This window comes from Pseudonocardia sp. WMMC193 (assembly GCF_021728735.1).
Lineage (GTDB): Bacteria > Actinomycetota > Actinomycetes > Mycobacteriales > Pseudonocardiaceae > Pseudonocardia > Pseudonocardia oroxyli.
In genome coordinates this window covers 2,916,026-2,941,158 of sequence record NZ_JAKKDO010000003.1, presented here as the reverse complement: position 1 = coordinate 2,941,158, position 25,133 = coordinate 2,916,026, and the positions used below count along the sequence as shown (strand labels likewise).

Here is a 25,133-nt window from a genome sequence, read left to right as displayed (position 1 = left end):
CCAGTGCATCCAATACAGTGGTGTATCGAAACGGAGGAACGATGAGACGCACCGTCGGACTGGTGGTGGCCGTCCTGGGCTTGCAGCTCGGGTTTGTGCTCAGCTACGTGGGGGCCTTCCACGACCCTCGACCGGACGCGATCCCGGTCGAGGTGGTGGCGCAGGCACCCGTGGTCGAGCAGCTGGCCGCGGGACTGGACGGCACCCTGGAGATCACCGGCGCCGACGAGGCGACGGCCCGCGCGGACCTGCTCGCGGACCGGACGTCCGGGGTCCTGATCGTGGGCGAGCACGAGGACGTCCTGCTCGTCGCGAGTGCGGAGGGCACCTCGGTGTCGGGGGCCGTCGAGACGGTGCTGACCCGGGCCGACGCCGCGCAGGGCCGGACGCTGCGGGTCGAGGACGTCGTGGCCCCCCAGGCCGGGGACGCCCGCGGGCTGAGCGGGTTCTACCTGGTCACCGGCTGGATCGTGGGCGGCTACCTGCTCGCGGCCCTGCTGGGGCTCACCGGCGAGAAGCGGCCCGACCTGCGCACCACGGTCCGACGACTGGGCCTCGCCCTCGGGTTCGCCGTGCTGGGCGGGCTGGGCGGCGCGCTGATCGCCGGACCGGTCCTCGGCGCGCTGACCGGGCACGTCCTGGCGCTCTGGGGTCTGGGCACCCTGCTGACCTTCGCGGCGGCCGCCGTCACCGTGGCGCTCTCCGCGCTGCTCGGCGTGGTCGGGATCGGCGTCACGATCCTGCTGTTCGTGATCCTCGGCAACCCGAGCGCGGGCGGCGCCTACCAGGACGGGGTGCTGCCGGCCTTCTGGGCGACCATCGGCGGGTGGCTGCCCAACGGCGCGGGCGTGGACGCGCTGCGCCGGATCGTCTACTTCGACGGCGTCGGCAGCACCGCGCCGCTGCTCGTCGCCGGTGCGTGGGCGGTCGGCGGCATCCTCGTCGCCCTGCTCACCGCCCGGTTCCGCAACGCGCCCCACGGCCGTCACGAGGCCGGGCACGTCCTGCGGGAGCCGGTCGCGGTGTGAGCGCGTTTCGTGCGCACACTGCTGCATGATCACGGTTTCCGTGCGGTCGGTGCGGTCTCGACCGCGCTGACCGCACAACTTCCGCGGATCATGCCGACGGCCGCACGTTTCGTGCGCTCAGCGCTCCCCACCCCACCGTGACGACACACTTTCGGCGATCATGCAGCACCGAGCGCACGACACGTGCCCAGCGGCCGGCCCGGCTCACCCCGCCGGGTGACGCCCTCGCTACCGTGGGCCCATGAGCCGCACCCTGCGCACCCCCGCCGGGATCCCCCTGCCCCAGCTCGAGCTGCTGCTCGGGGCCGCAGGCTGGGTCGCGGGCACGCTCGGCCTCGGGAGCGGTGGCGGCACCCTGCTCATGGCCGCGGGCCTGCTGTTCAGCGGCTGGTGGTTCACCGTGATCCGCAGGCGCCACGGCCGGGGCGCGCGGCTCCCCCGGGAGCTGCGGACCCGCGCGCTGCGGGTCGTGGCGGCGGTCGCGGTGGTGCTGGTCGCGTTGTCGATCGTGCTCCCGATGATCGGGAACGGCTGGGGCGAGCTGACCGTGCCCCTCGGCGCCGTCGCGATCGGCGTGGGCCTCATCGCGCTGGCGTCGGTCCTGGTGGAGCGTTCCTGGACGGCCGTCGGCGGGGCGCTGGTCGTGCTCGGCGCGGTGGGTGCCCTGCTCGCGCTGAACACCGCGGGCACCGCCGTCCCCTACGGCGTCGTCGGCCTGGGCGGCGCCGCCGTCCTGTGGGCGGCCGCCGCGCGGCGGACCGGCGCGGTCACCGACGTCCGCGAGCGCATCGGCCGCTGACACCCTCGCCGAGCTGCGGCGTACCCTGGTGGGCGCGATGTCCACCTCCCTGCCGCTCGTCTTCGACGCGCCCAAGCGCGCCACCCCGCCCCGCCATCTCGCCGACCTGGACCCCGCCGACCGCAAGGCGGCGATCCAGGAGCTCGGTCTGCCCGCGTTCCGCGCCGACCAGCTCGCGCGCCACTACTTCGGCCGCCTCACCGCGGACGTCGAGCAGATGACGGACCTGCCCGCCGCCGCCAGGGCGCAGCTCACCACGCTGCTCCCGCCGCTGGTCCAGACGGTGAAGGAGCAGGTCTGCGACGACGGGCAGACCCGCAAGACCCTCTGGAAGGGCCACGACGGCACGCTCGCCGAGATGGTCCTCATGGGGTACCCGGACCGCGCGACGGTGTGCATCTCCAGCCAGGCGGGGTGCGGCATGGCCTGCCCGTTCTGCGCCACCGGCCAGGGCGGGCTGCAGCGGAACCTGTCGACCGGCGAGATCGTGGACCAGGTGCGCCAGGCCGCCAAGGCCGCGCAGGAGGGTGCGCTCGGCCCGGACAAGCGGTTGTCGAACATCGTCTTCATGGGCATGGGCGAGCCGCTGGCCAACTACAAGCGTGTGGTCGCCGCGCTGCGCCGCATCACCGAGCCCGCCCCGAACGGTTTCGGCATCTCGCCGCGCGGGATCACGGTCAGCACCGTCGGGCTGGTCCCGGCGATCGACAAGCTCGCGCAGGAGGGCCTGCCGGTCACCCTCGCGATCTCGCTGCACACCCCGGACGACGAGCTCCGCGACACCCTGGTCCCGGTGAACAACCGGTGGAAGGTCGGCGAGGTCCTCGACGCGGGCCGCCGCTACGCCCAGACCACCGGCCGCCGGGTCAGCATCGAGTACGCCCTGATCCGGGACGTCAACGACCAGCCGTGGCGCGCCGACCTGCTCGGAAAGGTGCTGCGCCGGCACCTCGGCACCAAGCGCGTGCACGTCAACCTGATCCCGCTCAACCCCACCCCGGGCAGCGAGTGGGACGCCAGCCCCAAGCCCGTCGAGCGCGAGTTCGTGCGCCGGGTCGAGGCCCAGGGCGTGTCCTGCACGGTGCGGGACACGAGGGGCCAGGAGATCGACGCCGCCTGCGGCCAGCTCGCCGCCGCGAACCGCACCTGACGAACGCCGCTCGTGCGTGGTAAGTGGTGCTCTGGCACCACTTACCACGCACAGGCGCCGCAGGCGCGGGCCTAGAGCCGCTCCCCGGACTCCGCGTCGAACAGGTGCAGGTCCTCGCTCGTCGGGGTCAGCACGACCTGGTCGCCGCGGCGGGCCCCCGTGCGGCCGCCGGTGCGCACGACGACGGGGGTCTGCTCCTCGTCGTCGAGGTGGGCGTAGAGGTAGGCGTCGCTGCCCAACTCCTCGACGACGTCGATCTGGGCCTTCACCCCCGAGCCCGCCCCGTCGCCACCCACCCCGTCGGCTCCGCCCCCTGCCGTCCCCCGGCCGTTCGCCACCGCCCACTGCTCGGGGCGGATCCCCAGGGTGACCGTGTCCGCGGAGATGCGCCCGCGCACCTCGCGCGGCAGCCGCAGCTCCGACGAGCCGATGCGGACTCCCTCCGCCGAGACCGGCAGCGTGAACAGGTTCATCGCGGGCGAGCCGATGAACCCGGCCACGAACCGGTTGGCCGGCTTGTCGTAGAGGTCCGCGGGCGTGGCGAACTGCTGCAGCCTCCCGTCGGCCAGCAGTGCCACCCGGTCGCCCATCGTCATGGCCTCGACCTGGTCGTGCGTGACGTAGACGGTCGTGACCCCCAGCCTGCGCTGCATGGCGGCGATCTCGGTGCGGGTGGAGACGCGCATCTTGGCGTCGAGGTTGGACAGCGGCTCGTCCATCAGGAACACCTGCGGCTCGCGGACGATCGCCCGGCCCATGGCCACCCGCTGCCGCTGGCCGCCGGAGAGCGCCTTGGGCTTGCGGTCGAGGAAGTCCGTCAGCCCCAGCACGTCCGCGGCGGCGCGCACCTTCTCCTGCTGCACCGACTTCTCGACGCCCCGCATCTTCAGCGGGAACGCCATGTTCTCGCCCACGGTCTTGTTCGGGTACAGCGCGTAGTTCTGGAACACCATGGCGATGTCCCGGTCCCGCGAGGGCACCCCGACCATGGTGCGGCCGCCGATGCGGATCTCCCCGCCGTCGATCTCCTCGAGCCCGGCGAGCATGCGCAGGGCGGTGGACTTGCCGGAGCCGGAGGGCCCCACGAGGACGACGAACTCGCCGTCGGCGATCTCGAGGTCCAGCCGGTCCACGGCGGGCTTGGCCCCGGCGGTGTACACCCGGGACGCCTGGTCGAACACCACGTCAGCCACGATGGGCCCCCTTCACTTGACGGCCCCGAAGGAGAGGCCCTGGACGAGCTTGTTCTGGGCGATCCAGCCCGCGATCACGACGGGCAGCGCGCACATCGTGGCCGCGGCGCAGAGCTTGGCGAAGTACAGCCCCTCGGAGGTGATGAACCCGACGAGGAACACCGGCACCGTCGCGGCCTGCGCGGCGGTGAGGTTGACGGCGAAGAAGAACTCGTTCCACGCGAAGATCACGCAGATCAGCGACGTGGCGGCGATGCCGGGGGAGACCACCGGCAGCACGACCTCGCGCATGGAGCGCCACAGGGACGCCCCGTCCATCGAGGCCGCCTCGAGGAGCTCCTTGGGCACCTCCTGGAAGAACGAGCGCATCATCCACACGGCGATGGGCAGGTTCATGGCGGTGTAGAGGACGATCAGCGTCCAGACGTTGTCCAGCATCCCGATGTCGTTGACCACGACGTAGATCGGCACGATCGCCGCCACCACGGGCAGCATCTTCGTCGAGATGAAGAAGAACAGCACGTCCTGGGTCTTCTTCACCGGCCGCAGCGACACCGCGTAGGCCGCGGGGATCGCCAGCGCGAGCACGAAGATCGTCGACATGACCGTGGCGAACAGCGAGTTGAGCAGGTAGGGCCCGATGCCGGCGTCGAACACCTCGGCGAACTGGTCCAGCGTCGGGGTGAAGAACAGCGTCGGCGGGGTGGTGTAGGCGTCCGCCTCCTGCTTGAAGGCGGTGAGCACCATCCACAGGATCGGGAAGAAGAAGCCGATCCCGATGATCCAGGTCAGCACCGTGAGCAGCGCGGGCCCGACCTTGTCGCCGCGCTGCGCGGGCGCGACCTCCTCCTGGACGGGGGTCCGTTCCACCGTCGTGGTCATGACTCCTCCTGGAAGCTGCGGAAGATCAGCCGCAGGGCGAACGTGGAGACGATGATCGTCGCGACGACCACCACCACACCCATGGCCGCGGACTGTCCGATGTCGAAGCCCAGGAACGCGCGCTGGTAGATGTAGAAGGGCAGGTTCGCGCTGGCGGTGCCCGGGCCGCCCTGGGTCATCATGTAGATCGCGTCGAACGTGTTGACCAGGTAGATCGCCCCGAGCACGATGCCCAGTTCGATGAACCGGCGCAGGTGCGGCAGCGTGATCTCGCGGAAGATCGCGAAGGAGCCCGCGCCGTCCACCCGGGCCGCCTCCAGCACGTCGTGCGGCTGGGACTGCAGGCCCGCGAGGGTCAACAGCATCATGAACGGCGTCCACTGCCAGACGAGCGCGACCATCACCGAGGTCAGCGGGAAGGCGGAGATCCAGTCCGTCTGGCCCGCGCCGAAGGGCGACAGCACGAAGTTGATCAGGCCGTAGGTCGGGCTGAACAGCACCGTCTTCCACAGCAGCGCGGCCGCGACCGGCGTGATGAGGAACGGGGTGATCAGCAGCGTCCGGACGACGCCGCGGCCGCGGAACTGCCGGTCCAGTAGCAGCGCGAACGCCAGGCCCAGCACCATCGAGATCAGCACCGCACCCACGGTGAGGAGCACCGTGTTCAGTGCGACGCCGCGGAACTGGCTGTCGGTGAAGACGTTGACGTAGTTGTCCAGGCCCACGAACTGCTGCGATCCCGGGCGGACGAGGTTCCAGCTCTGCAGCGAGTACCAGATGGTGAACAGGAACGGCAGCTGCGTGACGATGATCGTGAAGACCAGCGCGGGCAGCAGCGGGGCGCGGCGGACCCACCCCTCCCGGCCCTTGTTCACGGGTTCCCGCGGGACGATCTCCGCGGGCCTCTCGACGGTGGCGGTCATGATGTCTCCTCCGCTGGAGTGAGCGCGTCGTCGGTCACTGCCCCTCCCGCTGGTAGGACTCTCCGACGGTCTCGGCGTAGACCTGGGCCTGGTCGAGGGCCTCGTCGGCGGTCTGCTGCCCGGCGATGGCGGCCGAGAGCTGCTGGCTGACCCGTGTCCCCATGTCCTGGAACTCCGGGATGGCGAGGAACTGCACGCCCGTGTAGGGCACCGGCTCGACGCTGGGGTTGCGCTGGTCGGCCGCGGCGATCGCGTCCAGCGTCTGCCGGGCGTAGGCCTTCGACGCCTCGACGTACTGGGGGATCTGGTACGTCGACTGCCGGGCGCCGGGCGGGACGTGCTCCCAGCCCAGCTCCTGCCCGACCATCGGGCCGTACTCCTTGGACGTCATCCAGGACAGGAACCGCCAGGCCGCGTCCGAGGTGCCCTCCTCCTCGGCGGTCTTCGGGATGGCCAGCGACCAGGTGTAGAGCCACCCGGAGTCCGGCTTCTCGACGACGGGGGCGGGCGCGTAGCCGACGTTGCCCGCGACCCGCGACTCGGCCGGGTTCTCCACGATGCCCGCGGCGACCGTGGCGTCGTACCACATGGCGGCGTTGCCCTGGCTGAACTCGGTGCCGCACTCGGAGAAGCCCGCGGTCGCCGCACCCGGGACGCCGTAGTTCCGCTGCAGGTCGACGTAGAAGTTCGCGGCCTCGCGGAACTTCGGCGAGGTGAGCTGGGCGTTCCACTGCGGGTCGTACCAGCGGGCGCCGAAGGTGTTGACCATCGTGTCGAACGGCGCCATCACCTCGCCCCAGCCCGGCTTGCCGCGCAGGCAGATCCCGGACATGCCCTTGGACGGGTCGTGCAGCTTCTGCGCGGCGGCCGCGACCTCCTGCCAGGTCGGCTGCGCCGAGAGCTGGATCCCGGCCTGGGCGAACAGGTCCTTGCGGTACATCAGGAACGAGGACTCGCCGTAGAACGGCACCGCGTACATGTGCCCGTCGGGGCCGGAGAGGGCCTGGCGCACGGCGGGGATGAAGTCGTCCTCGTCGTACCCCGGGGTCCGGGCCATCAGCGGGTCGAGGTCCACCAGCCAGCCGTTGGCGGCCCACTGCGGGGTCTCGTAGTTGGAGATCATCACGGCGTCGAACTCGCCGCCGCCGGTCGCGACCGACGCGGTGATCTTCGCGCGTGCCTCGTTCTCGCTCAGTGACACGAACTTCAGCCGGATCCCCGGGTTCTCCTGCTCGAACCGGTTGGACAGTGCGATCGCGTCCTGCATCTGCGGGTTGGAGACGATCGCGATGGTGATGGTCTGCCGGCCGTCTCCTCCGCCGCCGAGCGCACCGGCGCCCGCGCAGCCGGAGAGGGCGAGGACGAGGACCGCGATCACGGCGGTCAGGCTGCCGAGTCCTCGGCGCGGGCGGCGGGGTGGACGGTCGGGCGACCTGCTGGGCGGTGCGGCCACGGTGCCCTCCTTCTCGGGTATCGGCGGTGAGTTCCCGTGCGGCACGTGTTCCATGTCACGCCAGTACGTACGGTAAGGCCAATTTAAGCGCTTGCGCAAGCGCTTACGCATCGGAATGCTGCACCATGGCGTGACGCGGCTCACGAAGCGCGGTACACATCGCGGCGATCATGACACCGGGCGGTCCTCCCGGCAGGGCGAGACGAGAGGTGGTGGCGATGGCGACCATGGCGGACGTCGCGCGGCTCGCCGGCGTGTCGATCGCGACGGTGTCGCACGTGCTCAACGGCACCCGCACCGTCCGCCCGGAGACCCGGGCCCTGGTGCTGGACGCCGTGCGCGCCGCCGACTACACCCCCAACACCGTCGCCCAGGCACTCGCCACCGCCCGCACCACGACCATCGGCCTCGCACTCTCCGCCATCTCGAACCCGTTCCTCGGCGAGCTGATCCACGCCATCGAGGCCGAGGCGGCCCGGCAGGGCTACACCCTGCTGCTCGTCGACCCGCACGAGGACCCCGAGTACGAGGAGGTCGTGATCCGACGGCTGCAGGGCCGCCGCGTCGACGGCGTCCTGTTCGCCCCCTCCGCCCGCCCCGGCGCGGCGCTCGCCCACCTGACCTCCCGCGGGGTCCCGACGGTCCTGGTCGACCGCCTCATCGACGACCGGATGGACCAGGTCGGCAGCGAGAACGTCGAGGCCGTGGCGGGGCTCGTCACGCACCTGGCGGGCGCGGGACACGAGCGGATCGCGCTGGTCGCGGGCCACCCGGGCCTGCAGACGACGCTCGAGCGCGTCGAGGGCTACCGGCTCGGTCTGCGGCGGGCCGGGCTCCCGGTCGAGCTGCTGGTCGACGGCCACTCTGCCGAGGAGCCCGCGCGCGTGGCCACCCATGCGTTGCTCGCCCGCGCCGACCCGCCCACCGCGGTGATCACCGCCAACAACTCGATGACGATCGGCGCGATGCAGGCCTTCCGCGAGGCCGGGCTGCGCGTCCCCGAGGACGTCGCCCTCGCCTGCTTCGACGACTTCCCCTGGGCGGACCTGTTCGCCCCGCGGCTCACGGCCGTCGCCCAGCCCTTCGCCGAGATCGGCCGCGAGGCCGTCCGCCTGCTCCTGCGCCGCATGGCGGATCCCGCCGCGCCGCCGCAGACCCTCCGCCTGCCGCCGCGCTTCGTGCACCGGGACAGTTGCGGCTGCGCCGCCCGTGCGCGGTAAGTGGTGCCAGAGCACCACTTACCACGCACGACCGCCGGAGGCGGCAGACTGTCGCCGTGGACCTGCCCGTCATGCCGCCCGTGAAGCCGATGCTGGCCAAGCCGGCGCCCCGCATCCCCGCGGGGTCGCTGTACGAGCCCAAGTGGGACGGCTTCCGCTCGATCGTCTTCCGCGACGGCGACGAGGTCGAGATCGGCAGCCGCAACGAGAAGCCGATGACCCGCTACTTCCCCGAGCTGGTCGAGGCGCTCAAGGCGAACCTCCCGGAGCGCGCGGTGGTCGACGGCGAGGTGATCGTCGCGAACCTCGACGGCAACACCCTGGACTTCGAGGCCCTCCAGCAGCGCATCCACCCCGCCGCCTCGCGCGTGAACCTCCTCGCCGAGCAGACCCCCGCCAGCTTCGTCGCGTTCGACCTCCTCGCCCTGGGGGACGAGGACCTCACCGCGCAGCCGTTCGAGGTCCGCCGCGCCCGGCTGGAGGAGGCCCTCGCCGCGGCGCGGGCGCCCGTCCACGTCACCCCCCTCACCCGGGACGTCGACGAGGCGCAGCGCTGGTTCGAGCAGTTCGAGGGCGCGGGGCTCGACGGGCTGATCGCCAAGAAGCCCGACCAGACCTACCAGCCGGACAAGCGCGTCATGACCAAGATCAAGCACGAGCGCACCTGCGACGCCGTGGTGGCCGGCTACCGCGTGCACAAGTCCGGCCCCGACCTGATCGGGTCCCTGCTGCTGGGCCTCTACGACGACCGGGGCGTGCTCGCGTCCGTCGGCGTCGTCGGCGCGTTCCCGATGGCCCGGCGCCGGGAGCTGTTCGCGGAGCTGCAGCCGCTGGTCACCGAGTTCGAGGGGCACCCGTGGAACTGGGGTGCGCACCTGGAGGGGGAGCGGGCCCCGCGCAAGAACGAGGGCAGCCGCTGGAACAACGGCAAGGACCTGTCCTTCGTGCCGCTGCGCCCCGAGCGCGTCGTCGAGGTGCGCTACGACTACATGGAGGGTGCCCGGTTCCGGCACACGGCGCAGTGGGTGCGGTGGCGTCCCGACCGGACCCCGGAGTCGTGCACCTACGCGCAGCTCGAGCATCCCGTCTCGTTCGATCTCGCCGAGGTGCTCGGCGCCGACTAGCCCTTCTGTGCTGGTAGACGGGCTGGAGTTCGGGCATCCTTGATCCGTGGCTCCCCATGTGCACGGGCCGGACTGCGACCACTCCGCCGACAAGCCGATCGGCTGGTGGCTCCGGCACGTCGACGGGCTGATCGAGTCCTCGATGGACCGGGTGCTGGCGGACGAGGGGATCGGGCGGCGGCACTGGCAGGCGCTCAACGCCGTGGCGGGCGGCGCGGACACCGAGCCGGCGCTCGATGCGGCGCTCGCGCCCTTCGGGGGCACGTCGCGCCTGGTCCTGGACCAGCTCCGGGCGCAGCACTGGATCCAGGAGATCGCGGGCCGGATCACCCTGACGCCCACGGGCTCCGCGGCCCGCGGGCGACTCGTGGTGGCCATCAGGGACTACCGCGCCCGGATCACCGAGGGCGTGTCGGAGGAGCAGTACCGCACCACCGTGGAGACGCTGCAGCGGATGGCGCGCAACCTGTCCTGAGCGCACGGGTCGTGCGCTCACTGCGGCGAGATCCGGAGAAGTGTGCGCTCAGCGGGACGCCCACGACACCGTGCGCACACTTTCGGTGATCATGCGGAGGGCCGCCGGGCGGCGTGATCGCGGCGGGTGGATGATGCCGCCGTGGCCCTGCCGACCGCCGCCGAGCTGGAAGCGGCTCGGTCGCGCCCGCTCCCGGACGTCCTGCCCGGGCCCGGCGCGCCGTTCAAGGTCCTGTTCTGCGGGATCAACCCCGGGCTGGTGTCCGCCGCGACCGGGCACCACTTCGCCCGCCCCGGCAACCGGTTCTGGCCGGTGCTGCACGAGTCCGGCTTCACCCCGCGGCTGCTCGCGCCCGCCGAGCAGGGCGAGCTGACGGCGTCCGGCCTCGGGATCACCAACATGGCCGCCCGCCCCACCGCCCGCGCGGACGAGCTCACCGACGCCGAGCTCGTCGAGGGCGGCCGGATCCTCCGCAGCCTGGTGGAGCGGGCCGCGCCGACCTGGCTCGCGGTCGTCGGGATGGGGGCGTACCGGACGGCGTTCGGGGACCGGGGCGCGGTCGTCGGGGCGCAGGAACCGACGATCGGGTCCACCCGGATCTGGGTCCTGCCCAACCCGAGCGGCCTCAACGCCCACTACCCCAAGCAGCGCCTGGTCGAGGAGTTCGCCCGCCTCCGCGCGGCCGCCCTCCCCTCGTGAGCGGCGATAGTCGCTGGGGCGACTATCGCCGCTCACGGGACTGGCGCCGCTCTCGGGTCAGGCTTCGTCGAGGTCCGGGATCTCGGAGCCGGTGTCCCGGGCGTCCCGGTCCGCCCAGTCCAGCAGCGGTGTGATGTCGAAGGCCGAGCTGTCGATCTCCGCGTGCAGGTCGCCGAGGGCGGCGAACCGGGCCGGGACGGTGGCGATGGTGAAGTCGCCCGGCTCGGCGTCGTCGATCTCGTCCCACCGGATCGGCGCCGAGACCCGGCCCTCCGGGGTGCCGCGCACCGAGTAGGCGCAGGCGATGGTGTGGTCGCGGGCGTTCTGGTTGTAGTCGACGAAGATCGAGTTCGGGTCGCGGTCCTTGCGCCACCAGGACAGGTCGACCAACGGGCAGCGCCGCCCCACCTCCGCGGCGAAGGCGTGGGCCGCGCGCCGCACCTCGGCGAACCCGTGGGTGGGCGGGATCCGCACGTACACGTGCATCCCCTTGCCGCCGGAGGTCTTCGGGTACCCGACGGCGCCGAGCTCGTCCAGCACCTCGTGCGCCACGTGCGCCACCCGCCGGACGTCCCCGTAGGACGCCCCGGGCATGGGGTCGAGGTCGATGCGCCACTCGTCCGGAGACTCGGTGTCCGCGGCCCGGGAGTTCCACGGATGGAACTCCACCGTGGACATCTGCACCGCCCACACGACGTCCGCGGGATGGGCCACGCACAGCTCGTCGGCGTAGCGGTGGTATCGGGGGAAGTGCACCCGGACGGTCGGCACCCAGTCCGGCGCGCCCTTGGGCAGCCGCTTCTGGTGCACCTTGTCGCCGTCGGTGCCCTTGGGGAAGCGGTGCAGCATGCACGGCCGGTCCCGCAGCGCGCGGACGATGCCGTCCCCGACGGCCATGTAGTAGTGCGCGAGGTCGAGCTTGGTCTCGCCGCGTGTGGCGAAGTAGACGCGGTCGGGGCTCGACAGCCGGACGGTCCGCCCGGCGACCTCGAGCTCGACCGCCTCGCTCACTGCCGCCAGTCGCGCCGCTTGCGGACGTTCAGCCAGACGACGCCGGCCAGGATGACCACCGACGGGACCACGGAGAAGAGGATCTCGGTCCAGCTGGTGTGGTGGCCGATCAGCATCAGCGGCAGCAGGATCGCGACCAGCACGCCGGCGATCGACGTGGCCTTCGGGAACTCCCCGTGCCAGCCCCACTCGGCGGACGGCTCGTCCGCGGGGTCGACCTTCGCGAGTTCGGCGCCCGCCATCTTTCCTCCAGTGTCGAGAGTGCGGGCCTCATCCTGTCACAACACGACGGCGAGGATGATGGGCGGTGATGAACGGATTCCCTCCGCGGTCGGTGCTGGTCCTGGGCTCGACCGGCTCGATCGGCACCCAGGCGCTGGACGTCGTCGCGCGGGCGGGCGGCCGCTTCGTCGTGGCCGGGCTGGCCGCGGGCGGCGGGGACGTCGACCTGCTCGCGGCGCAGGTCAGGGCCACGAACGTCACCCGGGTCGCCGTCGCGGACCGGCGGGCGGCGGCGCGGCTGCGGAGCGAGCTGCCGCACCTGGAGGTCGTCGACGGACCCGACGCCGCCGCCGAGCTGACGCGGACCACCCCCGCGGACGTCGTCCTCAACGGGATCACCGGCTCGCGCGGCCTCGGCCCCACCCTCGCCGCGCTCGAGTCCGGCGCCACGCTGGCGTTGGCCAACAAGGAGTCCCTGGTCGCGGGCGGCCCGCTCGTCACCCGTGCCGCCAAGCCGGACCAGATCGTCCCGGTGGACTCCGAGCACTCGGCGCTGGCGCAGTGCCTGCGCGGCGGCACGCGGGACGAGGTCGCCCGGCTGGTGCTCACCGCGTCCGGCGGGCCCTTCCGCGGGCGCCGGCGCGGCGATCTCGAGCACGTGGGCGTCGACGAGGCGCTGAAGCACCCGACCTGGGACATGGGCCCGGTCGTCACGATCAACTCGGCCACGCTCGTCAACAAGGGGCTGGAGCTGATCGAGGCCCACCTGCTGTTCGACGTCCCCTACGACCGGATCGACGTCGTCGTGCACCCCCAGTCCGTCGTGCACTCCATGGTCACGTTCGTCGACGGGGCCACGATCGCCCAGGCGAGCCCCCCGGACATGCGGCTGCCGATCGCGCTCGCGCTGGGCTGGCCGGAGCGGGTGCCCGGGGCGAGCGCGCCGAACGTGTGGGACGCGCCGCAGAGCTGGACCTTCGAGCCGCTGGACCACGAGGCGTTCCCCGGCGTGCGGCTGGCCCGGTACGCCGGGGAGACGGGCGGGTGCCTGCCCGCGGTCCTCAACGCCGCCAACGAGGAGCTGGTCGCCGCGTTCGTCGCGGGCCGGATCGGCTACACCGCCATCACCGACCGACTGGAACGCGTGCTGCGGGCCGCGGACGGGTGGTCGGAGGACCCCGCTACCGTGTCCGACGTCCTGGCCGCGGAGGAATGGGCGCGGACACACGCGCAGGAGCTCACATGACAGTCGTCTGGACGATCGTCGGGATCGTCGTCTTCTTCCTGGGCATCCTGTTCTCGGTCGCCTGGCACGAGCTCGGGCACTTCGCCACGGCGAAGTGGTTCGGGATCAAGGTGCCGGAGTTCTTCGTCGGGTTCGGCAAGACCGTCTGGTCGCGCCGCCGCGGCGAGACCGAGTTCGGGTTCAAGGCGGTCCCGCTCGGCGGGTACGTGCGGATGATCGGCATGCTGCCGCCCGCCAAGGGCGAGCTCTACGGCCGCAGCCGCCGGACCGGCCCGTTCCAGGGCCTGATCGACGACGCCCGGCAGGCCAGCGCCGCGGACGTCGGCCCGGAGGACGCGGACCGGCAATTCTACACCCGCGCGCCCTGGAAGCGGATCATCGTGATGATCGCCGGGCCGCTGATGAACCTCGTCCTGGCGATCGTGCTGTTCGCGATCGTGCTCATGGGCTTCGGCACGATGACGGCCACGTCGACGGTCAGCTCGGTCAGCCAGTGCGTGCTGCCCGCGGGCTCGCAGACCGACGTGTGCCCGCCCGGTGCGCCGCTCACCCCCGCCGCGGCGGCCGGGTTCGAGCCGGGCGACCGGATCGTCTCGTTCGACGGGCAGACCTTCGACTCGTGGGAGGACACCCAGAAGGCCATCCGCGCCGCCACGGGCACGGTCTCGGTGGTCGTCGACCGGGGCGGGCAGCTGGTCACCCTGACCCCCACCCTGATCACCACCGAGCTCCCCGCGCTCGACGGGTCGAACCACACCGTCCAGGCGAGCTTCCTCGGCCTCTCCCCGCTGCAGGAGATCCAGCGGCAGGGGATCGGGGCCGTCGGCGAGCACATGGTCGACATCGTCGGGCTCGTCGGGCAGAAGCTGGTCGAGATGCCGCAGCGGGTGCCGAACCTGTTCGGCGCGGTGTTCCTCGGCGAGCAGCGCGACCAGGACTCGCCCGTCGGCGTGGTCGGGGCCTCCCGGATCGGCGGGGAGATCCTCGCCAGCGACGCCCCGCCCGCCCAGGAGGTCGCGGCCTTCCTGTCGCTGCTGGCGATGGTCAACATCTCGCTGTTCCTGTTCAACCTGCTGCCCATCCCGCCGCTCGACGGCGGGCAGATCTTCCCGGCGATCTGGGAGGCGATCCGGCGCCGCATCGCCGCGCTGCGGGGCAGGCCGGACCCCGGCCCGGTGGACGCGGCGAAGCTCATGCCGGTGGCGATGACCGTCGCGTTGATCTTCATCGGGTGGAGTGCGCTGGTGTTCGTGGCGGACGTCATCAACCCCGTCCGACTGGGTTAGCGATAATGCCGAGGTGATCTCTCGCCCGCTTGCCGTGTTCGACATCGACGGCGTGCTGGCGGACGTCACGCACCGGCTGCACCACCTGCGGGCCCGCCCGCAGCGCTGGGAGCGCTTCTTCGCCGCGGCGGACGTCGACCCGCTGCTGGACGAGGGCGCCGAGCGGCTGCGCGAGGCCCAGGTGGACTTCGACGTCGTCTACCTGACCGGGCGGCCCGAGCGGAACCGGCGGCTGACCGAGCGCTGGCTCGCCCAGCACGACCTGCCCACCGGCCCGCTCTACATGCGGGAGGACGACGACTACCGGCCCGCCCGGATGATGAAGCGCGAGGTGCTGCGCAGGCTGGCACGCACCCGCGAGGTCGCGTCGGTGCTCGACGACGACCCCGCCGTCGTCCGGGTCCTGTCGGACGACGGCTGGCCGGTCGAGCTGGCCACCTGGCTGCCGCACTCCTCCACGCTGGCCGACGCGCAGGAGAACAAGGGCCGCACCTGACGCCCGGGGGAACGGCGGGTGAACCGGCCCGGGTCACAGGGAGATCGTGGCCGGACAGGCGCATACTGGACGTCGTGAGCGTCTCCCTGGGAATGCCGTCGGCCCCCGCCCCAACCCTGGCCCCGCGCCGGCAGACGCGACAGCTGATGGTCGGGTCCGTGGGTGTCGGCAGCGAACACGCCATCTCGGTGCAGTCGATGACCACCACCCTGACCTCGGACGTCAACTCCACGCTGCAGCAGATCGCGGAGCTGACCGCCGCGGGCTGCGACATCGTGCGCGTCGCCTGCCCGAGCCAGGACGACGCGGACGCCCTGCCCGCGATCGCCCGCAAGGCGCAGATCCCGGTCATCGCGGACATCCACTTCCAGCCGAAGTACGTGTTCGCCGCCATCGAGGCGGGCTGTGCGGCGGTCCGGGTGAACCCCGGCAACATCCGCAAGTTCGACGACCAGGTCAAGGAGATCGCCAAGGCCGCGAAGGACCACGGCACCCCGATCCGGATCGGCGTCAACGCGGGCTCGCTCGACCGGCGGCTGCTGGAGAAGTACGGCAAGGCCACGCCCGAGGCGCTCGCCGAGTCGGCGCTGTGGGAGGCGAGCCTGTTCGCCGAGCACGACTTCCACGACATCAAGATCTCGGTCAAGCACAACGACCCGGTCGTCATGGTCCGGGCCTACGAGCTGCTGGCCGCCCAGTGCGACTACCCGCTGCACCTCGGTGTCACCGAGGCCGGGCCGGAGTTCCAGGGCACCATCAAGTCCGCCGTCGCGTTCGGTGCGCTGCTGAGCCAGGGCATCGGCGACACCATCCGCGTGTCGCTGTCCGCGCCGCCGGTGCAGGAGGTCAAGGTCGGGCGGCAGATCCTCGAGTCGCTCAACCTCAAGCCGCGTCGGCTGGAGATCGTGTCCTGCCCCTCGTGCGGGCGCGCCCAGGTGGACGTCTACAAGCTCGCGGACGAGGTCACCGCCGGGCTGACCGGCATGGAGGTGCCGCTGCGCGTCGCCGTCATGGGGTGCGTGGTGAACGGGCCGGGGGAGGCACGCGAGGCGGACCTCGGCGTCGCGTCCGGCAACGGCAAGGGGCAGATCTTCGTCAAGGGCGAGGTCATCAAGACCGTGCCCGAGCACGCGATCGTCGAGACCCTGATCGAGGAGGCGCTGAAGATCGCCGAGACGATGGAGGAGCCCGGTGCACCCTCGGTGACCGTGGGGTGAACGTCCTGGGTGGTCGGGACGGCGCCGGTGTGGGCAGCACGGCCCGGTTGTGGCACCGTAGAGGGGTGCTGAGGGTCGCCGGTGCGCGGTTGCTCGATGATCGGGACCGTGGGGGCGTTCGTGCTGCCCTCGACGCCGACCCGGTGGCGTCCTGCATGGTCGCCGCCCGGGTCGAGGCCGCGGGGCTGGACCCCTGGCGCCTCGGCGGCGAGATCTGGGCCTCCGGCTCCCGGCTGGAGGGCCTCTGCTTCTCCGGCGCGAACCTCGTCCCGCTGCGCGGCGAGAAGACCGCCATCCGCGCCTTCGCCGACCGGGCCCGCCGGCACGGCCGCTCGTGCTCGTCGCTGGTCGGGCGCGCGGAGCTGGTGCTCCCGCTGTGGGAGGAGCTCGCCGCGTCGTGGGCGCCCGCCCGCGAGGTGCGCGCCGACCAACCGCTGATGGTGCTGGCCGGGGCGCCGTCGGTCGTGGCCGACCCGCTGGTGCGGCCCGTCCGGCTCGAGGAGCTCGACCGCTACCTGCCTGCGGCGATCGCGATGTTCACCGAGGAGGTGGGCGTCGACCCGCGCGCGGGGGACGGGGGCGCGGGCTACCGCGCGCGCGTCGCCGAGCTGATCTCCGCGGGCCGCGCGTTCGCCCGGTTCGAGGACGGCGAGGTCGTGTTCAAGGCCGAGATCGGCGCCATGTCCGCGCGGGTCGGGCAGATCCAGGGCGTGTGGGTGGACCCGACGCGGCGGGGCGAGGGGCTGGGCACCATCGGCACCGCGGCGGTCGTCGAGCGGCTGGGGGCGATGGGCCGGATCTCGAGCCTCTACGTCAACGGCTTCAACACCCCGGCCCGCCGCACCTACGACCGCATCGGCTTCACCCAGGTCGCGAGCTTCGCCACGGTCCTCTTCTGACCGCAGTGTGGCTCCATGATGCGGGTCACGCGAGCAGGTAGCGGGTCCAGGAGTCCGTGACGTAGTCGGCGAAGGACTGCGGGCTCCAGCCGCGCTCGTGCACCAGCAGGACCCAGTACTCGGCGGCGTTCATGCTCCAGACGACGTCGGCGACGTGCGCGTCCGTCAGGTCCGCCCGCAGCTCGCCGGTGCCGCGCAGGTCCGCGGCGAAGCGCAGCATGTTCGCCCGGCGGCGCTCGGCGATCTCCCGCCAGAGGGCGGCGCAGTCCGGGTCGGTGGCGGCGGCGTCGCGCAGCGCCAGGAAGATCGGGGCCAGGCGCTGCTGCAGGGCGGCGAGGCCTTCGGCGTAGAGCCGCAGCTTGTCCGCGGCCCGGGGCGCGGCGAGGGTCCGCCGCACGTAGTCCCGCTGCGCGCCCGGCACCGGCTCGTCCGTGCCGGAGAGCGCCGTCTCCACCAGCTCGCGGAGCACCGCGGGCTTGCGGCCGACCGACGCGTACACGGTGTCCACCGAGACCCCCGCCCGGCGGGCGATCTCCGCGACGGTCGTGGCCGCCCACCCGCGCTCCGCCAGGAGCGACCGCGCGGCGGCGAGGACGGCGCGACGGGTGTCCGCCGCCTGCCGGGCGCGCCGCGGGGAGCGGTAGGGGCGGGGCTTGACCGGCTCGGACACGCGCTCTACCTTAATTCATCCGAAGCTAGTTCGGACGAATAGGGGTCACCATGTACGCCTTCGTGCAGGACGTGCCGATCGACGAGCCGACGTACCGGCGGATCATGGCCGAGATCGGCCCCGAGCCCGTCGCGGGCTCGCTGCTCCACCTCTGCGTCCGGCACGAGGGCGGGCTGCGCTACATCGACCTGTGGGAGTCGGAGGAGGCGTGTGCCGCGGCGTTCGCCGAGCGCATCCACCCGGCCGTCGACCGGGCCTTCGGGGGTGCGCGGCCCGCCACCGAGCCGGTCGTCGAGCGGCTGGAGGTCCTCGACGCGTCGGGTGCGTTGCTGGCCCGGACCTGAGGCTACCCTCGGGCGGTGCGTCGACTCGCTCCCCTGATCGCCGCCTGCGCCGTGGTCTGCGCCTCGGCGGGGTGCGGGTTGTTCACCGACAGCGGGCCCGAGGACACCGTCGCGGCCTACCTCGCCGCCTGGTCGGCGGGGGACGACGCGGGCGCCGCGTCCCGCACCGACGCCCCCGACCAGGCCCGCGAGGCCCTCGCCGCCGCCCGGACCGCCCTGCGGCCCACCGCGGTCACCGGCGAGATCGCGCAGGTCCGCACGGCCGGGCAGCGCTCCGAGGCGTCGGTGAACGTGACCTGGGACCTCGGCGGGGACCGGCGCTGGACCTATCTCACCGCGCTGCAGCTGCGCCCGGACGACGCCGCGGAGACCGGCTGGGTCGTCGACTGGAGCTCGGCGAGCCTGCACCCGGAGCTGCAGACCGGGCAGGCCTTGGCCCTGCGCACGGTCACCCCGGACCCCGCGCCGGTCACCGACCGGAACGGGGCGCCGCTGCTCGCCGCCACCCCGGTCGTCACGATCCTGCTGGACCGGGCGGCGGCGGGGGACCTGAACGCCGTCGCCGCGGCGTTGGCCCGCGCGCTCGGCCCGATCGACCGGGCGATCACCCAGCAGTCGATCACCGACGGCGCGAACGCCGCCCCGGCCGCGCAGGCCGCCACCGTCGCCGTGCTGCGCGAGCGGGACTACGACACCGTCCGCGCCGCGATCTACGACCTGCCCGGCGTCCGCTTCACCAGCTCCACCCGACTGCTCGCGCCGGATGCGGGCTTCGCGAGCCAGGTCCTCCCCGCCGTCCGGACGCACGTGGCGGACCAGGTCAACGGCAGGCCGGGCTGGGAGGTCGACGCCGTCGACGCGCTCGGCAACCCGCAGCGGACGCTCGCCGAGCAGCCCGTCACCCCAGGCACCACCGCGCAGATCAGCCTCGACTCCACGATGCAGACCGCCGCGGAGGACGCGGTGAACGCGCTGCCGAACCAGGTCGCGCTCGTCGCCGTGCAGCCCTCGACGGGGGACGTCCTCGCCGCCGCCCAGAACGACGCGGCGGACTCCGCGGGCGCCATCGCCTTCACCGGCCGCTACCCGCCGGGCTCCACCTTCAAGATCGTGACCGCGAACGCCGCCCTGGGGAGCCTCGGGGTGAACGCGGCCACGCCGCAGCCCTGCCCCGGCACCACGTCGATCGGCGGGCGCGTGGTGCCGAACGAGAACGGGTTCGCGCTGGGCACCGTCCCGCTGGCCACGGCGTTCGCCCGCTCCTGCAACACCACGTTCGCGACGCTCGCCGCGCAGCTGGCCCCCGACGCACTGCCCGCCGCGGGGCTGCAGCTGGGCTTCGGCGCCGACTACGACGTGCCCGGCCTCACCACCGTCACCGGGAACGTGCCGCCCGCCGACGACGTCGTCCAGCGCGCCGAGGACGGCTTCGGCCAGGGCCAGGTCGTGGCCACCCCGTTCGGGATGGCGCTGGTGGCGGCGGGCGTCGCGCACGGCGGGCCGGTGGTGCCGCAGCTGATCCGCGGCGAGCAGACGGCGACGACCGTCGCGGCCACCCGGCCCGACCCGGCGGCGCTGGACCAGCTCCGCCCGATGATGCGCCAGGTCGTGACCGACGGGACCGCGACGGCGCTGCGGAACTCGGGCGAGGTCTACGGCAAGACCGGCACCGCCGAGTACGCCCAGGGCGGGCAGAACCGGGCGCACGGGTGGTTCGTCGGCTACCGCGGGGACGTCGCGTTCGCCGTGCTGGTGGTGGACGGCGGCTCGTCGAGCGCGGCGGTCCCCATCGCGCAACGCTTCCTCGCCGGGTTCTGAGTAGTACCCTCGCCCCGTGCGCACCCCCCGGATCGCCACGCTCGCCCTGGCCGCCGACGCGGTGGCCGTCGTCGTGTTCGCGGCGATCGGCCGCGCGAGCCACGAGGAGGCCGGCAGCCTCGTCGGCCTGGCGGGGACCGCCGCACCGTTCCTCGCCGGACTGGCCGCGGCCTGGGCCACCCCGCTGGTGCGCGCGCAGCCCGCCGGGTTCCGGGCGGGCGCCGTGGTGCTGGCGGGCACCGTCGGGATCGGGCTGCTGCTGCGGGCCGCCTTCCTCGGCAGGCTGCCGCTGAGCTTCGCGATCGTGGCCACGCTGAGCCTGGCCGTGTTCCTGCTGGGTTGGCGGGGTGTCTCGGTGCTCACCGCGCGCCTCGCGCACCGCCGCGCTTCCGTACGATAGGGCCTCGTGACCGCAGTACTCGCCCCTGGCACGCCCACCCCCGTCCGTGACGTCCCGGCGCACATCCCGCGCCCGGAGTACGTGGGGCGCAAGGCGCCGTCGCCGAACCGGGACGGGGACGTGCAGACCCCGGAGACCATCGAGCTGATGCGGGTCGCGAGCCGGATCGCCGCGCAGGCGCTGCAGGCGGGCGGCGCGGCCGTGCGGCCGGGCGTGACGACGGACGAGGTGGACCGGGTGGTGCACGAGTTCCTCGTCGACCACGACGCCTACCCGTCCACACTGGGCTACCGCGGCTTCCCGAAGTCCTGCTGCACCAGCCTGAACGAGGTCATCTGCCACGGGATCCCGGACACCACCGTGATCTCCGACGGAGACATCGTGAACATCGACGTCACCGCGTTCATCGGGGGCGTGCACGGCGACACCAACGCCACCTTCCTCGCGGGGGACGTGTCCGAGGAGGACCGCCTGCTGGTCGAGCGCACCCACGAGGCCACCCTGCGCGCGATCAAGGCGGTGCGGCCGGGCCGCGAGCTGAACGTGGTCGGGCGGGTGATCGAGTCCTACGCCCGGCGCTTCGGCTACGGGGTGGTGCGGGACTTCACCGGGCACGGCATCGCCCGCGCCTTCCACAGTGGACTCGTCGTGCCGCACTACGACCAGCCGGACGTGCACGTCGAGCTCGTCCCCGGCATGACGTTCACGATCGAGCCCATGATCACGCTGGGGACGATCGACTACGACATCTGGCCGGACGGCTGGACCGTGGTGACGAAGGACCACAAGCGCACCGCGCAGTTCGAGCACACCATCGTCGTCACCGACACGGGTGCGGAGATCCTCACCCTGCCCTGACGCACGACGGCCCGCCGGGTCTGGTGATCCGGCGCCCGTGGCCGCACGCTGGGGGCATGACGACGGTCTACGACGGCATCTCCGACCGACTGCGCGGCTGGCTCGAGGAGCAGCCGGTGTTCTTCGTGGGCACCGCGCCGCTGTCCGGCGACGGGCTGGTCAACCTGTCCCCGAAGGGCACCCGCGGCACGTTCCGGGTGGTGGACGCGCACACCGTCGCCTACCTCGACCTGACCGGCAGCGGCGTGGAGACCATCGCCCACCTGCGGGAGAACGGCCGGATCTGCGTGATGTTCTGTGCCTTCGACGGCAGGCCGACCATCGTGCGGTTGCACGGCACCGGCAGCGTGCTGGCCCGGGACGAGCCGGGCTTCGCCGAGGCGCTCGCGGCCTTCGGCGAGCCGGGGACCTCCCGACGCCACGGCGCCCGCTCGGTGATCACCGTGGCCGTCGAGCGGGTCGCGGACTCCTGCGGCTACGCGGTGCCGAGGATGGACCTCGTCGAGGAGCGGAACGTCCTGGACCTGGCGCACGCCAAGAAGTCCCCGCAGGTGATGGCCGACTACCACCGGGAGAAGAACGCGCGCTCCCTCGACGGCCTGCCGGGGCTCTGACTCACTCCGCGGGCGCGCCGAAGATGTCCTGCAGCCGCCGCAGCGTGTCGCGGATGGACTTGGCGTTGACCTGCGGGAACTTGAGTCTCGCGATGCCCTTCGGGAACCGGGAGACCCCGTAGTCGAAGGTCTCGGTGACCCGGGTGCCCTCGGGGACGGGCTCCAGCTCGTAGCGCCAGATCGCCTTGGCCCAGTGGCACCAGGCGATCCGGCGGTCCGGGTCGAGCTCCACCACGTGGTTCGTGATCCGGTACGGCAGGCCGATCTTCATCCTGACGCCGAAGGTGTCCCCGAGGCGCAGGGACGACGGCCCGGAGATCGTCGACTGCACGGACCCGCTGCCGTCGAACTCGTGGTGTCGGTGCGGGTTCGCGAGCAGCGCGAACACCTGCTCCGGCGGCGCGGTGACCACCGCGGAGGCCCACACGCGCCCGTCCGCGATCGTGGCTCTCACCGCAGCGCCGCCAGGGCCTTGTCGGCGTGGGCCTGGAACTGGGTCTCGCTGCCGAACTCCGCGAGGATCTCGCGGTCCTGCCCGATCACGTACGTCCGACGGCGGGTGTGCAGGCCGCCCGGCAGCCAGGCCCGGTAGGCGCCCAGCTCCTTCGCGACCGCGTGGTCGGGGTCCGACAGCAGCGGGTAGCCCAGCGAGTGCGCGCCCGCGAACGTCGCCTGGGCGGCGACGTCGTCCGAGCTGATGCCGACGGGCTGCGCCCCGACCGCGGCGAACTCGGCCGCCAGGTCGCGGAAGTGGCAGGCCTCCTGCGTGCAGCCGCCGGAGCTCGCGATCGGGTAGAAGAACAGGACCACGGGGCCCTTCTCGAGCAGCTCGGAGAGCCGCCGGACGGTGCCGGTCTCGTCCTTCAGGGCGAAGTCGCTGATCATGCCCTGTCTCCTGTCATGGGGACCTTCTTCTTCGGGGGGAGCGGGATGAATCCGCTGGTGCGCTTGACGTAGTCGACATAGCCGGGGCGGCGCTCGCCGATGGTGCTCTCCAGCAGCGTGGCGCCGGTGCCCTTGGCCAGGTTCACGGTGATCGCCGCGGCGCCGAGCACGCCGATCAGACCGGCGGGCTGGTGCAGGGCGAGCAGGGCCAGACCCCACCACACGCAGGCGTCGCCGAAGTAGTTGGGGTGGCGGGTGTAGCGCCACAACCCGCGGTCCATGACCCGCCCCTTGTTCGCGGGATCGGCCTTGAACGTGGCGAGCTGGGCGTCGCCGACGGTCTCGAAGAACATCCCGACGGCCCAGACCAGCACGCCGAGCACCGTCACGACCGTCGGCCAGACACCCGACGCGAAGCCGTGCGGAGGCGGAGCCGACCATCCGTACTGCCCGACCTGGACGGGCAGCGACACGACCCACATCACCACGCCCTGGACGAGGTACACCTTCCGGAAGGCGTGCAGCCAGGGGTTGCCGCGGGCCTCCTTCATGAGCTCGACGTAGCGCCGGTCCTCGGGCTGCCCGTGGTTGCGGCGTCCGATGTGGATCGCCAGCCGGGCGCCCCAGACCACCGTGAGGGCGGTGATCAGCCACTGTCGCCAGGCGTCCCCGGAGCCCTGCGCCGCCACCAGCGTGACGATCGCGATCACGCCGAACCCGCTGCCCCACACCACGTCGATGCCGTCGTGCCGCTTGCGGACGTAGGCGACGGCCAGGGCCGCGGCCATCACCAGGAGCACCGCCACGGCGGTGATCCAGAGGTTGGTGAGGAAGGCGCCCCAGGGGAAGCTCACGGGGCCAGTCTCTCGTAGACGGGCTCGCGCAGCCTGTCGAGCGCGGGGTCGGTGCCCAGGGTGGCGGCGCGGCTGCGGGGGAGTCCCGAGCGTCCCTCGGCGTCCGGTCGCACCAGCAGGATCTGGTGCACCCCCATCCGGTTCTCCTCGAACGCCAGCGCGGCGCCCGCGAGGTAGAGCAGCCAGACCCGGAACTGCTCCTCACCGATCAGCGCGATCGCCTCGGAGGCGTTGTCCTGCAACGTGTCCAGCCAGGGCCGGACGGTCCACACGTAGTGCTCGCGCAGCGAGTGGACGTCGACCGCCTCGAGCCCGGCCGCCTCCAGGAAGTTCAGGGTCTCGCCGAGCGGGCGCATGTGCATGTCCGGGGCCACGTAGGACTCCATGAACGCGCCGCCGCCCGGCGCGGAGTTCAGACCGGACGCCCCGCGGGACATCTGCTGCAGGAGCAGCCGCCCGTGGGGGCGGAGCTTCGAGAACAGCTGGGCGGCGTAGACGGGGTAGTTGTCCTGCCCGACGTGCTCGCCCATCTCGATGGACGACACGGCGTCGAACGGCGGGTCGTCCACCTCGCGGTAGTCCTGGAGCCGGATCTCGACCCGGTCCTCCAGGCCCAGCTCGCGGACCCGCCGCAGCCCGAGGACCCGCTGCTCGGCGGACAGGGTCACCCCGACGGCGGTGACGCCGTAGTGCGTCGCCGCGTGGATCAGCAGGGACGCCCACCCGCACCCGACGTCGAGCAGCCGCATCCCCGGCTTCAGGTCCAGCTTGCGGCAGATCAGGTCCAGCTTGTCCCGCTGCGCGTCCTCGAGCCCGTACTCGTCGGAGGCGTCCTGGGTCCAGTAGCCGCAGGAGTAGGCCATCCGCGGGTCGAGGAGGAACTCGTAGAACGCGTTGGACAGGTCGTAGTGGTGGGAGATGGCGGCGCGGTCGCGCAGGAAGGTGTGCCGCCGCCCGCGCAGCCGCGCCTCCGACGCCGGTGGCCGCGGCCGGGGTCCGAGCGCGCCGAGCCGTGCCGCGGTCCGCAGCGCGGCCAGCTTGTCCGCGAGGGTGAGCGGGCGGGCCCCGACCTTCCAGAACCGGGACAGCCCCTCGGCGATGTCCCCCTCGACGCCCAGCTCACCGGCCACGAACGCCCGCGCGAGCCCGAGCTCGCCCGGGTTCCACAGCAGCCGACGCAGCACCCGGCGGTGGCGCAGCAGGATGATCGGCCCCGGCCCGGGGGGACCGGCGATGGACCCGTCCCAGGCCTTGATCCGCACGGGCAGCGGCGCCCCGAGCACGTGCTTCTCGAGCATCTCCGCGATCCGCGAAGCGACAGACATGGCACCTCCGGTGCTCGTGCGCGGTAAGTGGTGCTCTGGCAC

General features: G+C 72.6%; 28 protein-coding genes. 17 read left to right on the top strand and 11 right to left on the bottom strand.

Annotated features, from left to right (window positions below; all coding sequences use genetic code 11):
- Window positions 1-41 precede the first annotated feature (41 nt).
- The 3 genes from L3X23_RS15330 to rlmN all read left to right on the top strand — a co-directional run bounded on the left by L3X23_RS15330 (window position 42) and on the right by rlmN (window position 2,977).
- Window positions 42-1,028 (top strand): DUF3533 domain-containing protein, encoded by a 987-nt coding sequence (locus L3X23_RS15330; RefSeq protein ID WP_237192851.1) that lies wholly within the window; start codon window positions 42-44, stop codon window positions 1,026-1,028.
- A 241-nt stretch (window positions 1,029-1,269) separates the two neighbouring features.
- The gene (locus L3X23_RS15325) at window positions 1,270-1,827 is read left to right on the top strand and encodes a hypothetical protein (protein ID WP_237192850.1); all 558 of its coding nucleotides are present in this window, start codon (window positions 1,270-1,272) and stop codon (window positions 1,825-1,827) included.
- Between the two features lie 37 nt (window positions 1,828-1,864).
- Window positions 1,865-2,977 carry a 23S rRNA (adenine(2503)-C(2))-methyltransferase RlmN gene (rlmN, locus tag L3X23_RS15320; RefSeq protein WP_237192849.1) on the top strand — a complete coding sequence of 371 codons (1,113 nt, stop codon included), beginning with the start codon at window positions 1,865-1,867 and terminating at the stop codon, window positions 2,975-2,977.
- 71 nt (window positions 2,978-3,048) lie between these two features.
- On the opposite strand, the gene L3X23_RS15315 is transcribed toward rlmN, so the two are convergent.
- The 4 genes from L3X23_RS15315 to L3X23_RS15300 are packed head-to-tail and all read right to left on the bottom strand — an operon-like array spanning window position 3,049 to window position 7,428.
- Window positions 3,049-4,170, bottom strand: coding sequence for an ABC transporter ATP-binding protein (locus L3X23_RS15315; protein WP_237192848.1), 1,122 nt, complete (start codon window positions 4,168-4,170; stop codon window positions 3,049-3,051).
- A 12-nt stretch (window positions 4,171-4,182) separates the two neighbouring features.
- Window positions 4,183-5,052, bottom strand: coding sequence for a carbohydrate ABC transporter permease (locus L3X23_RS15310; RefSeq protein WP_237192847.1), 870 nt, complete (start codon window positions 5,050-5,052; stop codon window positions 4,183-4,185).
- On the bottom strand, window positions 5,049-5,975 hold the full coding sequence (locus L3X23_RS15305; RefSeq protein ID WP_237192846.1) for a carbohydrate ABC transporter permease: 927 nt from the start codon (window positions 5,973-5,975) through the stop codon (window positions 5,049-5,051). The genes L3X23_RS15310 and L3X23_RS15305 overlap by 4 nt, the downstream gene beginning before the upstream one ends.
- 34 nt (window positions 5,976-6,009) lie before the next feature.
- Complete coding sequence (locus tag L3X23_RS15300; protein WP_374204852.1) at window positions 6,010-7,428, bottom strand: sugar ABC transporter substrate-binding protein; 1,419 nt, start codon at window positions 7,426-7,428, stop codon at window positions 6,010-6,012.
- A gap of 218 nt (window positions 7,429-7,646) precedes the next feature.
- Here L3X23_RS15300 and L3X23_RS15295 point away from each other — a divergent pair, with 218 nt between their 5' ends.
- The 4 genes from L3X23_RS15295 (at window position 7,647) to mug (ending at window position 10,946) form a co-directional block, all read left to right on the top strand.
- Complete coding sequence (locus tag L3X23_RS15295; RefSeq protein WP_237192845.1) at window positions 7,647-8,648, top strand: LacI family DNA-binding transcriptional regulator; 1,002 nt, start codon at window positions 7,647-7,649, stop codon at window positions 8,646-8,648.
- A 56-nt stretch (window positions 8,649-8,704) separates the two neighbouring features.
- Entirely contained in the window at window positions 8,705-9,772 is a 1,068-nt protein-coding gene (locus L3X23_RS15290; protein WP_237192844.1) for an ATP-dependent DNA ligase, read from the top strand.
- Between the two features lie 46 nt (window positions 9,773-9,818).
- Window positions 9,819-10,247, top strand: coding sequence for a MarR family transcriptional regulator (locus tag L3X23_RS15285; RefSeq protein ID WP_237192843.1), 429 nt, complete (start codon window positions 9,819-9,821; stop codon window positions 10,245-10,247).
- Between the two features lie 141 nt (window positions 10,248-10,388).
- Window positions 10,389-10,946 carry a G/U mismatch-specific DNA glycosylase gene (mug, locus tag L3X23_RS15280; protein ID WP_237192842.1) on the top strand — a complete coding sequence of 186 codons (558 nt, stop codon included), beginning with the start codon at window positions 10,389-10,391 and terminating at the stop codon, window positions 10,944-10,946.
- A gap of 57 nt (window positions 10,947-11,003) precedes the next feature.
- On the opposite strand, the gene ligD is transcribed toward mug, so the two are convergent.
- Window positions 11,004-11,966: a non-homologous end-joining DNA ligase gene (gene ligD, locus L3X23_RS15275; protein WP_237198040.1), complete on the bottom strand. Its 963-nt coding sequence runs from the start codon at window positions 11,964-11,966 to the stop codon at window positions 11,004-11,006.
- Window positions 11,954-12,199 carry a DUF2631 domain-containing protein gene (locus tag L3X23_RS15270; RefSeq protein WP_237192841.1) on the bottom strand — a complete coding sequence of 82 codons (246 nt, stop codon included), beginning with the start codon at window positions 12,197-12,199 and terminating at the stop codon, window positions 11,954-11,956. Before L3X23_RS15270 ends, ligD begins: the two co-directional genes overlap by 13 nt.
- Before the next feature lie 68 nt (window positions 12,200-12,267).
- Between L3X23_RS15270 and dxr the strand changes: the two genes are divergently transcribed.
- The 5 genes from dxr (at window position 12,268) to L3X23_RS15245 (ending at window position 17,323) form a co-directional block, all read left to right on the top strand.
- Window positions 12,268-13,425 carry a 1-deoxy-D-xylulose-5-phosphate reductoisomerase gene (dxr, locus tag L3X23_RS15265; RefSeq protein WP_237192840.1) on the top strand — a complete coding sequence of 386 codons (1,158 nt, stop codon included), beginning with the start codon at window positions 12,268-12,270 and terminating at the stop codon, window positions 13,423-13,425.
- The gene (locus tag L3X23_RS15260) at window positions 13,422-14,711 is read left to right on the top strand and encodes an RIP metalloprotease (RefSeq protein ID WP_237192839.1); all 1,290 of its coding nucleotides are present in this window, start codon (window positions 13,422-13,424) and stop codon (window positions 14,709-14,711) included. Before dxr ends, L3X23_RS15260 begins: the two co-directional genes overlap by 4 nt.
- Before the next feature lie 13 nt (window positions 14,712-14,724).
- A complete protein-coding gene (locus L3X23_RS15255) occupies window positions 14,725-15,207 on the top strand; it encodes a hypothetical protein (RefSeq protein ID WP_237192838.1) in 483 nt (160 codons plus the stop codon).
- Between the two features lie 74 nt (window positions 15,208-15,281).
- The gene (ispG, locus tag L3X23_RS15250) at window positions 15,282-16,424 is read left to right on the top strand and encodes a flavodoxin-dependent (E)-4-hydroxy-3-methylbut-2-enyl-diphosphate synthase (RefSeq protein ID WP_176921229.1); all 1,143 of its coding nucleotides are present in this window, start codon (window positions 15,282-15,284) and stop codon (window positions 16,422-16,424) included.
- 65 nt (window positions 16,425-16,489) lie between these two features.
- A complete protein-coding gene (locus L3X23_RS15245) occupies window positions 16,490-17,323 on the top strand; it encodes a GNAT family N-acetyltransferase (RefSeq protein WP_176921228.1) in 834 nt (277 codons plus the stop codon).
- 25 nt (window positions 17,324-17,348) lie between these two features.
- Here L3X23_RS15245 and L3X23_RS15240 read toward each other — a convergent pair whose 3' ends face one another.
- Complete coding sequence (locus L3X23_RS15240; protein ID WP_237192837.1) at window positions 17,349-17,993, bottom strand: TetR/AcrR family transcriptional regulator; 645 nt, start codon at window positions 17,991-17,993, stop codon at window positions 17,349-17,351.
- A 50-nt stretch (window positions 17,994-18,043) separates the two neighbouring features.
- Here L3X23_RS15240 and L3X23_RS15235 point away from each other — a divergent pair, with 50 nt between their 5' ends.
- The 5 genes from L3X23_RS15235 to L3X23_RS15215 are packed head-to-tail and all read left to right on the top strand — an operon-like array spanning window position 18,044 to window position 22,027.
- Window positions 18,044-18,337 carry a hypothetical protein gene (locus L3X23_RS15235; RefSeq protein WP_237192836.1) on the top strand — a complete coding sequence of 98 codons (294 nt, stop codon included), beginning with the start codon at window positions 18,044-18,046 and terminating at the stop codon, window positions 18,335-18,337.
- A 15-nt stretch (window positions 18,338-18,352) separates the two neighbouring features.
- Window positions 18,353-20,155 (top strand): penicillin-binding transpeptidase domain-containing protein, encoded by a 1,803-nt coding sequence (locus L3X23_RS15230; RefSeq protein ID WP_237192835.1) that lies wholly within the window; start codon window positions 18,353-18,355, stop codon window positions 20,153-20,155.
- 16 nt (window positions 20,156-20,171) lie between these two features.
- Window positions 20,172-20,555 (top strand): DUF3054 domain-containing protein, encoded by a 384-nt coding sequence (locus tag L3X23_RS15225; protein ID WP_237192834.1) that lies wholly within the window; start codon window positions 20,172-20,174, stop codon window positions 20,553-20,555.
- A 6-nt stretch (window positions 20,556-20,561) separates the two neighbouring features.
- Entirely contained in the window at window positions 20,562-21,413 is an 852-nt protein-coding gene (map, locus tag L3X23_RS15220) for a type I methionyl aminopeptidase (protein WP_237192833.1), read from the top strand.
- Between the two features lie 56 nt (window positions 21,414-21,469).
- Complete coding sequence (locus L3X23_RS15215) at window positions 21,470-22,027, top strand: pyridoxamine 5'-phosphate oxidase family protein (protein ID WP_237192832.1); 558 nt, start codon at window positions 21,470-21,472, stop codon at window positions 22,025-22,027.
- A gap of 1 nt (window position 22,028) precedes the next feature.
- Here the strand turns inward: L3X23_RS15215 and L3X23_RS15210 are convergent, their stop codons facing one another.
- The 4 genes from L3X23_RS15210 to L3X23_RS15195 are packed head-to-tail and all read right to left on the bottom strand — an operon-like array spanning window position 22,029 to window position 25,091.
- Window positions 22,029-22,481: an SRPBCC family protein gene (locus L3X23_RS15210; protein WP_237192831.1), complete on the bottom strand. Its 453-nt coding sequence runs from the start codon at window positions 22,479-22,481 to the stop codon at window positions 22,029-22,031.
- Entirely contained in the window at window positions 22,478-22,912 is a 435-nt protein-coding gene (locus tag L3X23_RS15205) for a peroxiredoxin (RefSeq protein WP_093079388.1), read from the bottom strand. Before L3X23_RS15205 ends, L3X23_RS15210 begins: the two co-directional genes overlap by 4 nt.
- Entirely contained in the window at window positions 22,909-23,766 is an 858-nt protein-coding gene (locus L3X23_RS15200; protein ID WP_237192830.1) for a DUF1295 domain-containing protein, read from the bottom strand. Before L3X23_RS15200 ends, L3X23_RS15205 begins: the two co-directional genes overlap by 4 nt.
- Entirely contained in the window at window positions 23,763-25,091 is a 1,329-nt protein-coding gene (locus L3X23_RS15195) for a cyclopropane-fatty-acyl-phospholipid synthase family protein (protein WP_237192829.1), read from the bottom strand. The genes L3X23_RS15200 and L3X23_RS15195 overlap by 4 nt, the downstream gene beginning before the upstream one ends.
- Window positions 25,092-25,133 lie beyond the last annotated feature (42 nt).

Coding starts and splice junctions, on each gene's coding strand:
- L3X23_RS15330 (WP_237192851.1), top strand. CDS start 42: ATGAGACGCACCGTCGGACTGGTGGTGGCCGTCCTGGGCTTGCAGCTC.
- L3X23_RS15325 (WP_237192850.1), top strand. CDS start 1,270: ATGAGCCGCACCCTGCGCACCCCCGCCGGGATCCCCCTGCCCCAGCTC.
- rlmN (WP_237192849.1), top strand. CDS start 1,865: ATGTCCACCTCCCTGCCGCTCGTCTTCGACGCGCCCAAGCGCGCCACC.
- L3X23_RS15310 (WP_237192847.1), bottom strand. CDS start 5,052: ATGACCACGACGGTGGAACGGACCCCCGTCCAGGAGGAGGTCGCGCCC.
- L3X23_RS15305 (WP_237192846.1), bottom strand. CDS start 5,975: ATGACCGCCACCGTCGAGAGGCCCGCGGAGATCGTCCCGCGGGAACCC.
- L3X23_RS15295 (WP_237192845.1), top strand. CDS start 7,647: ATGGCGACCATGGCGGACGTCGCGCGGCTCGCCGGCGTGTCGATCGCG.
- L3X23_RS15270 (WP_237192841.1), bottom strand. CDS start 12,199: ATGGCGGGCGCCGAACTCGCGAAGGTCGACCCCGCGGACGAGCCGTCC.
- dxr (WP_237192840.1), top strand. CDS start 12,268: ATGAACGGATTCCCTCCGCGGTCGGTGCTGGTCCTGGGCTCGACCGGC.
- L3X23_RS15260 (WP_237192839.1), top strand. CDS start 13,422: ATGACAGTCGTCTGGACGATCGTCGGGATCGTCGTCTTCTTCCTGGGC.
- L3X23_RS15235 (WP_237192836.1), top strand. CDS start 18,044: ATGTACGCCTTCGTGCAGGACGTGCCGATCGACGAGCCGACGTACCGG.
- L3X23_RS15215 (WP_237192832.1), top strand. CDS start 21,470: ATGACGACGGTCTACGACGGCATCTCCGACCGACTGCGCGGCTGGCTC.
- L3X23_RS15205 (WP_093079388.1), bottom strand. CDS start 22,912: ATGATCAGCGACTTCGCCCTGAAGGACGAGACCGGCACCGTCCGGCGG.
- L3X23_RS15195 (WP_237192829.1), bottom strand. CDS start 25,091: ATGTCTGTCGCTTCGCGGATCGCGGAGATGCTCGAGAAGCACGTGCTC.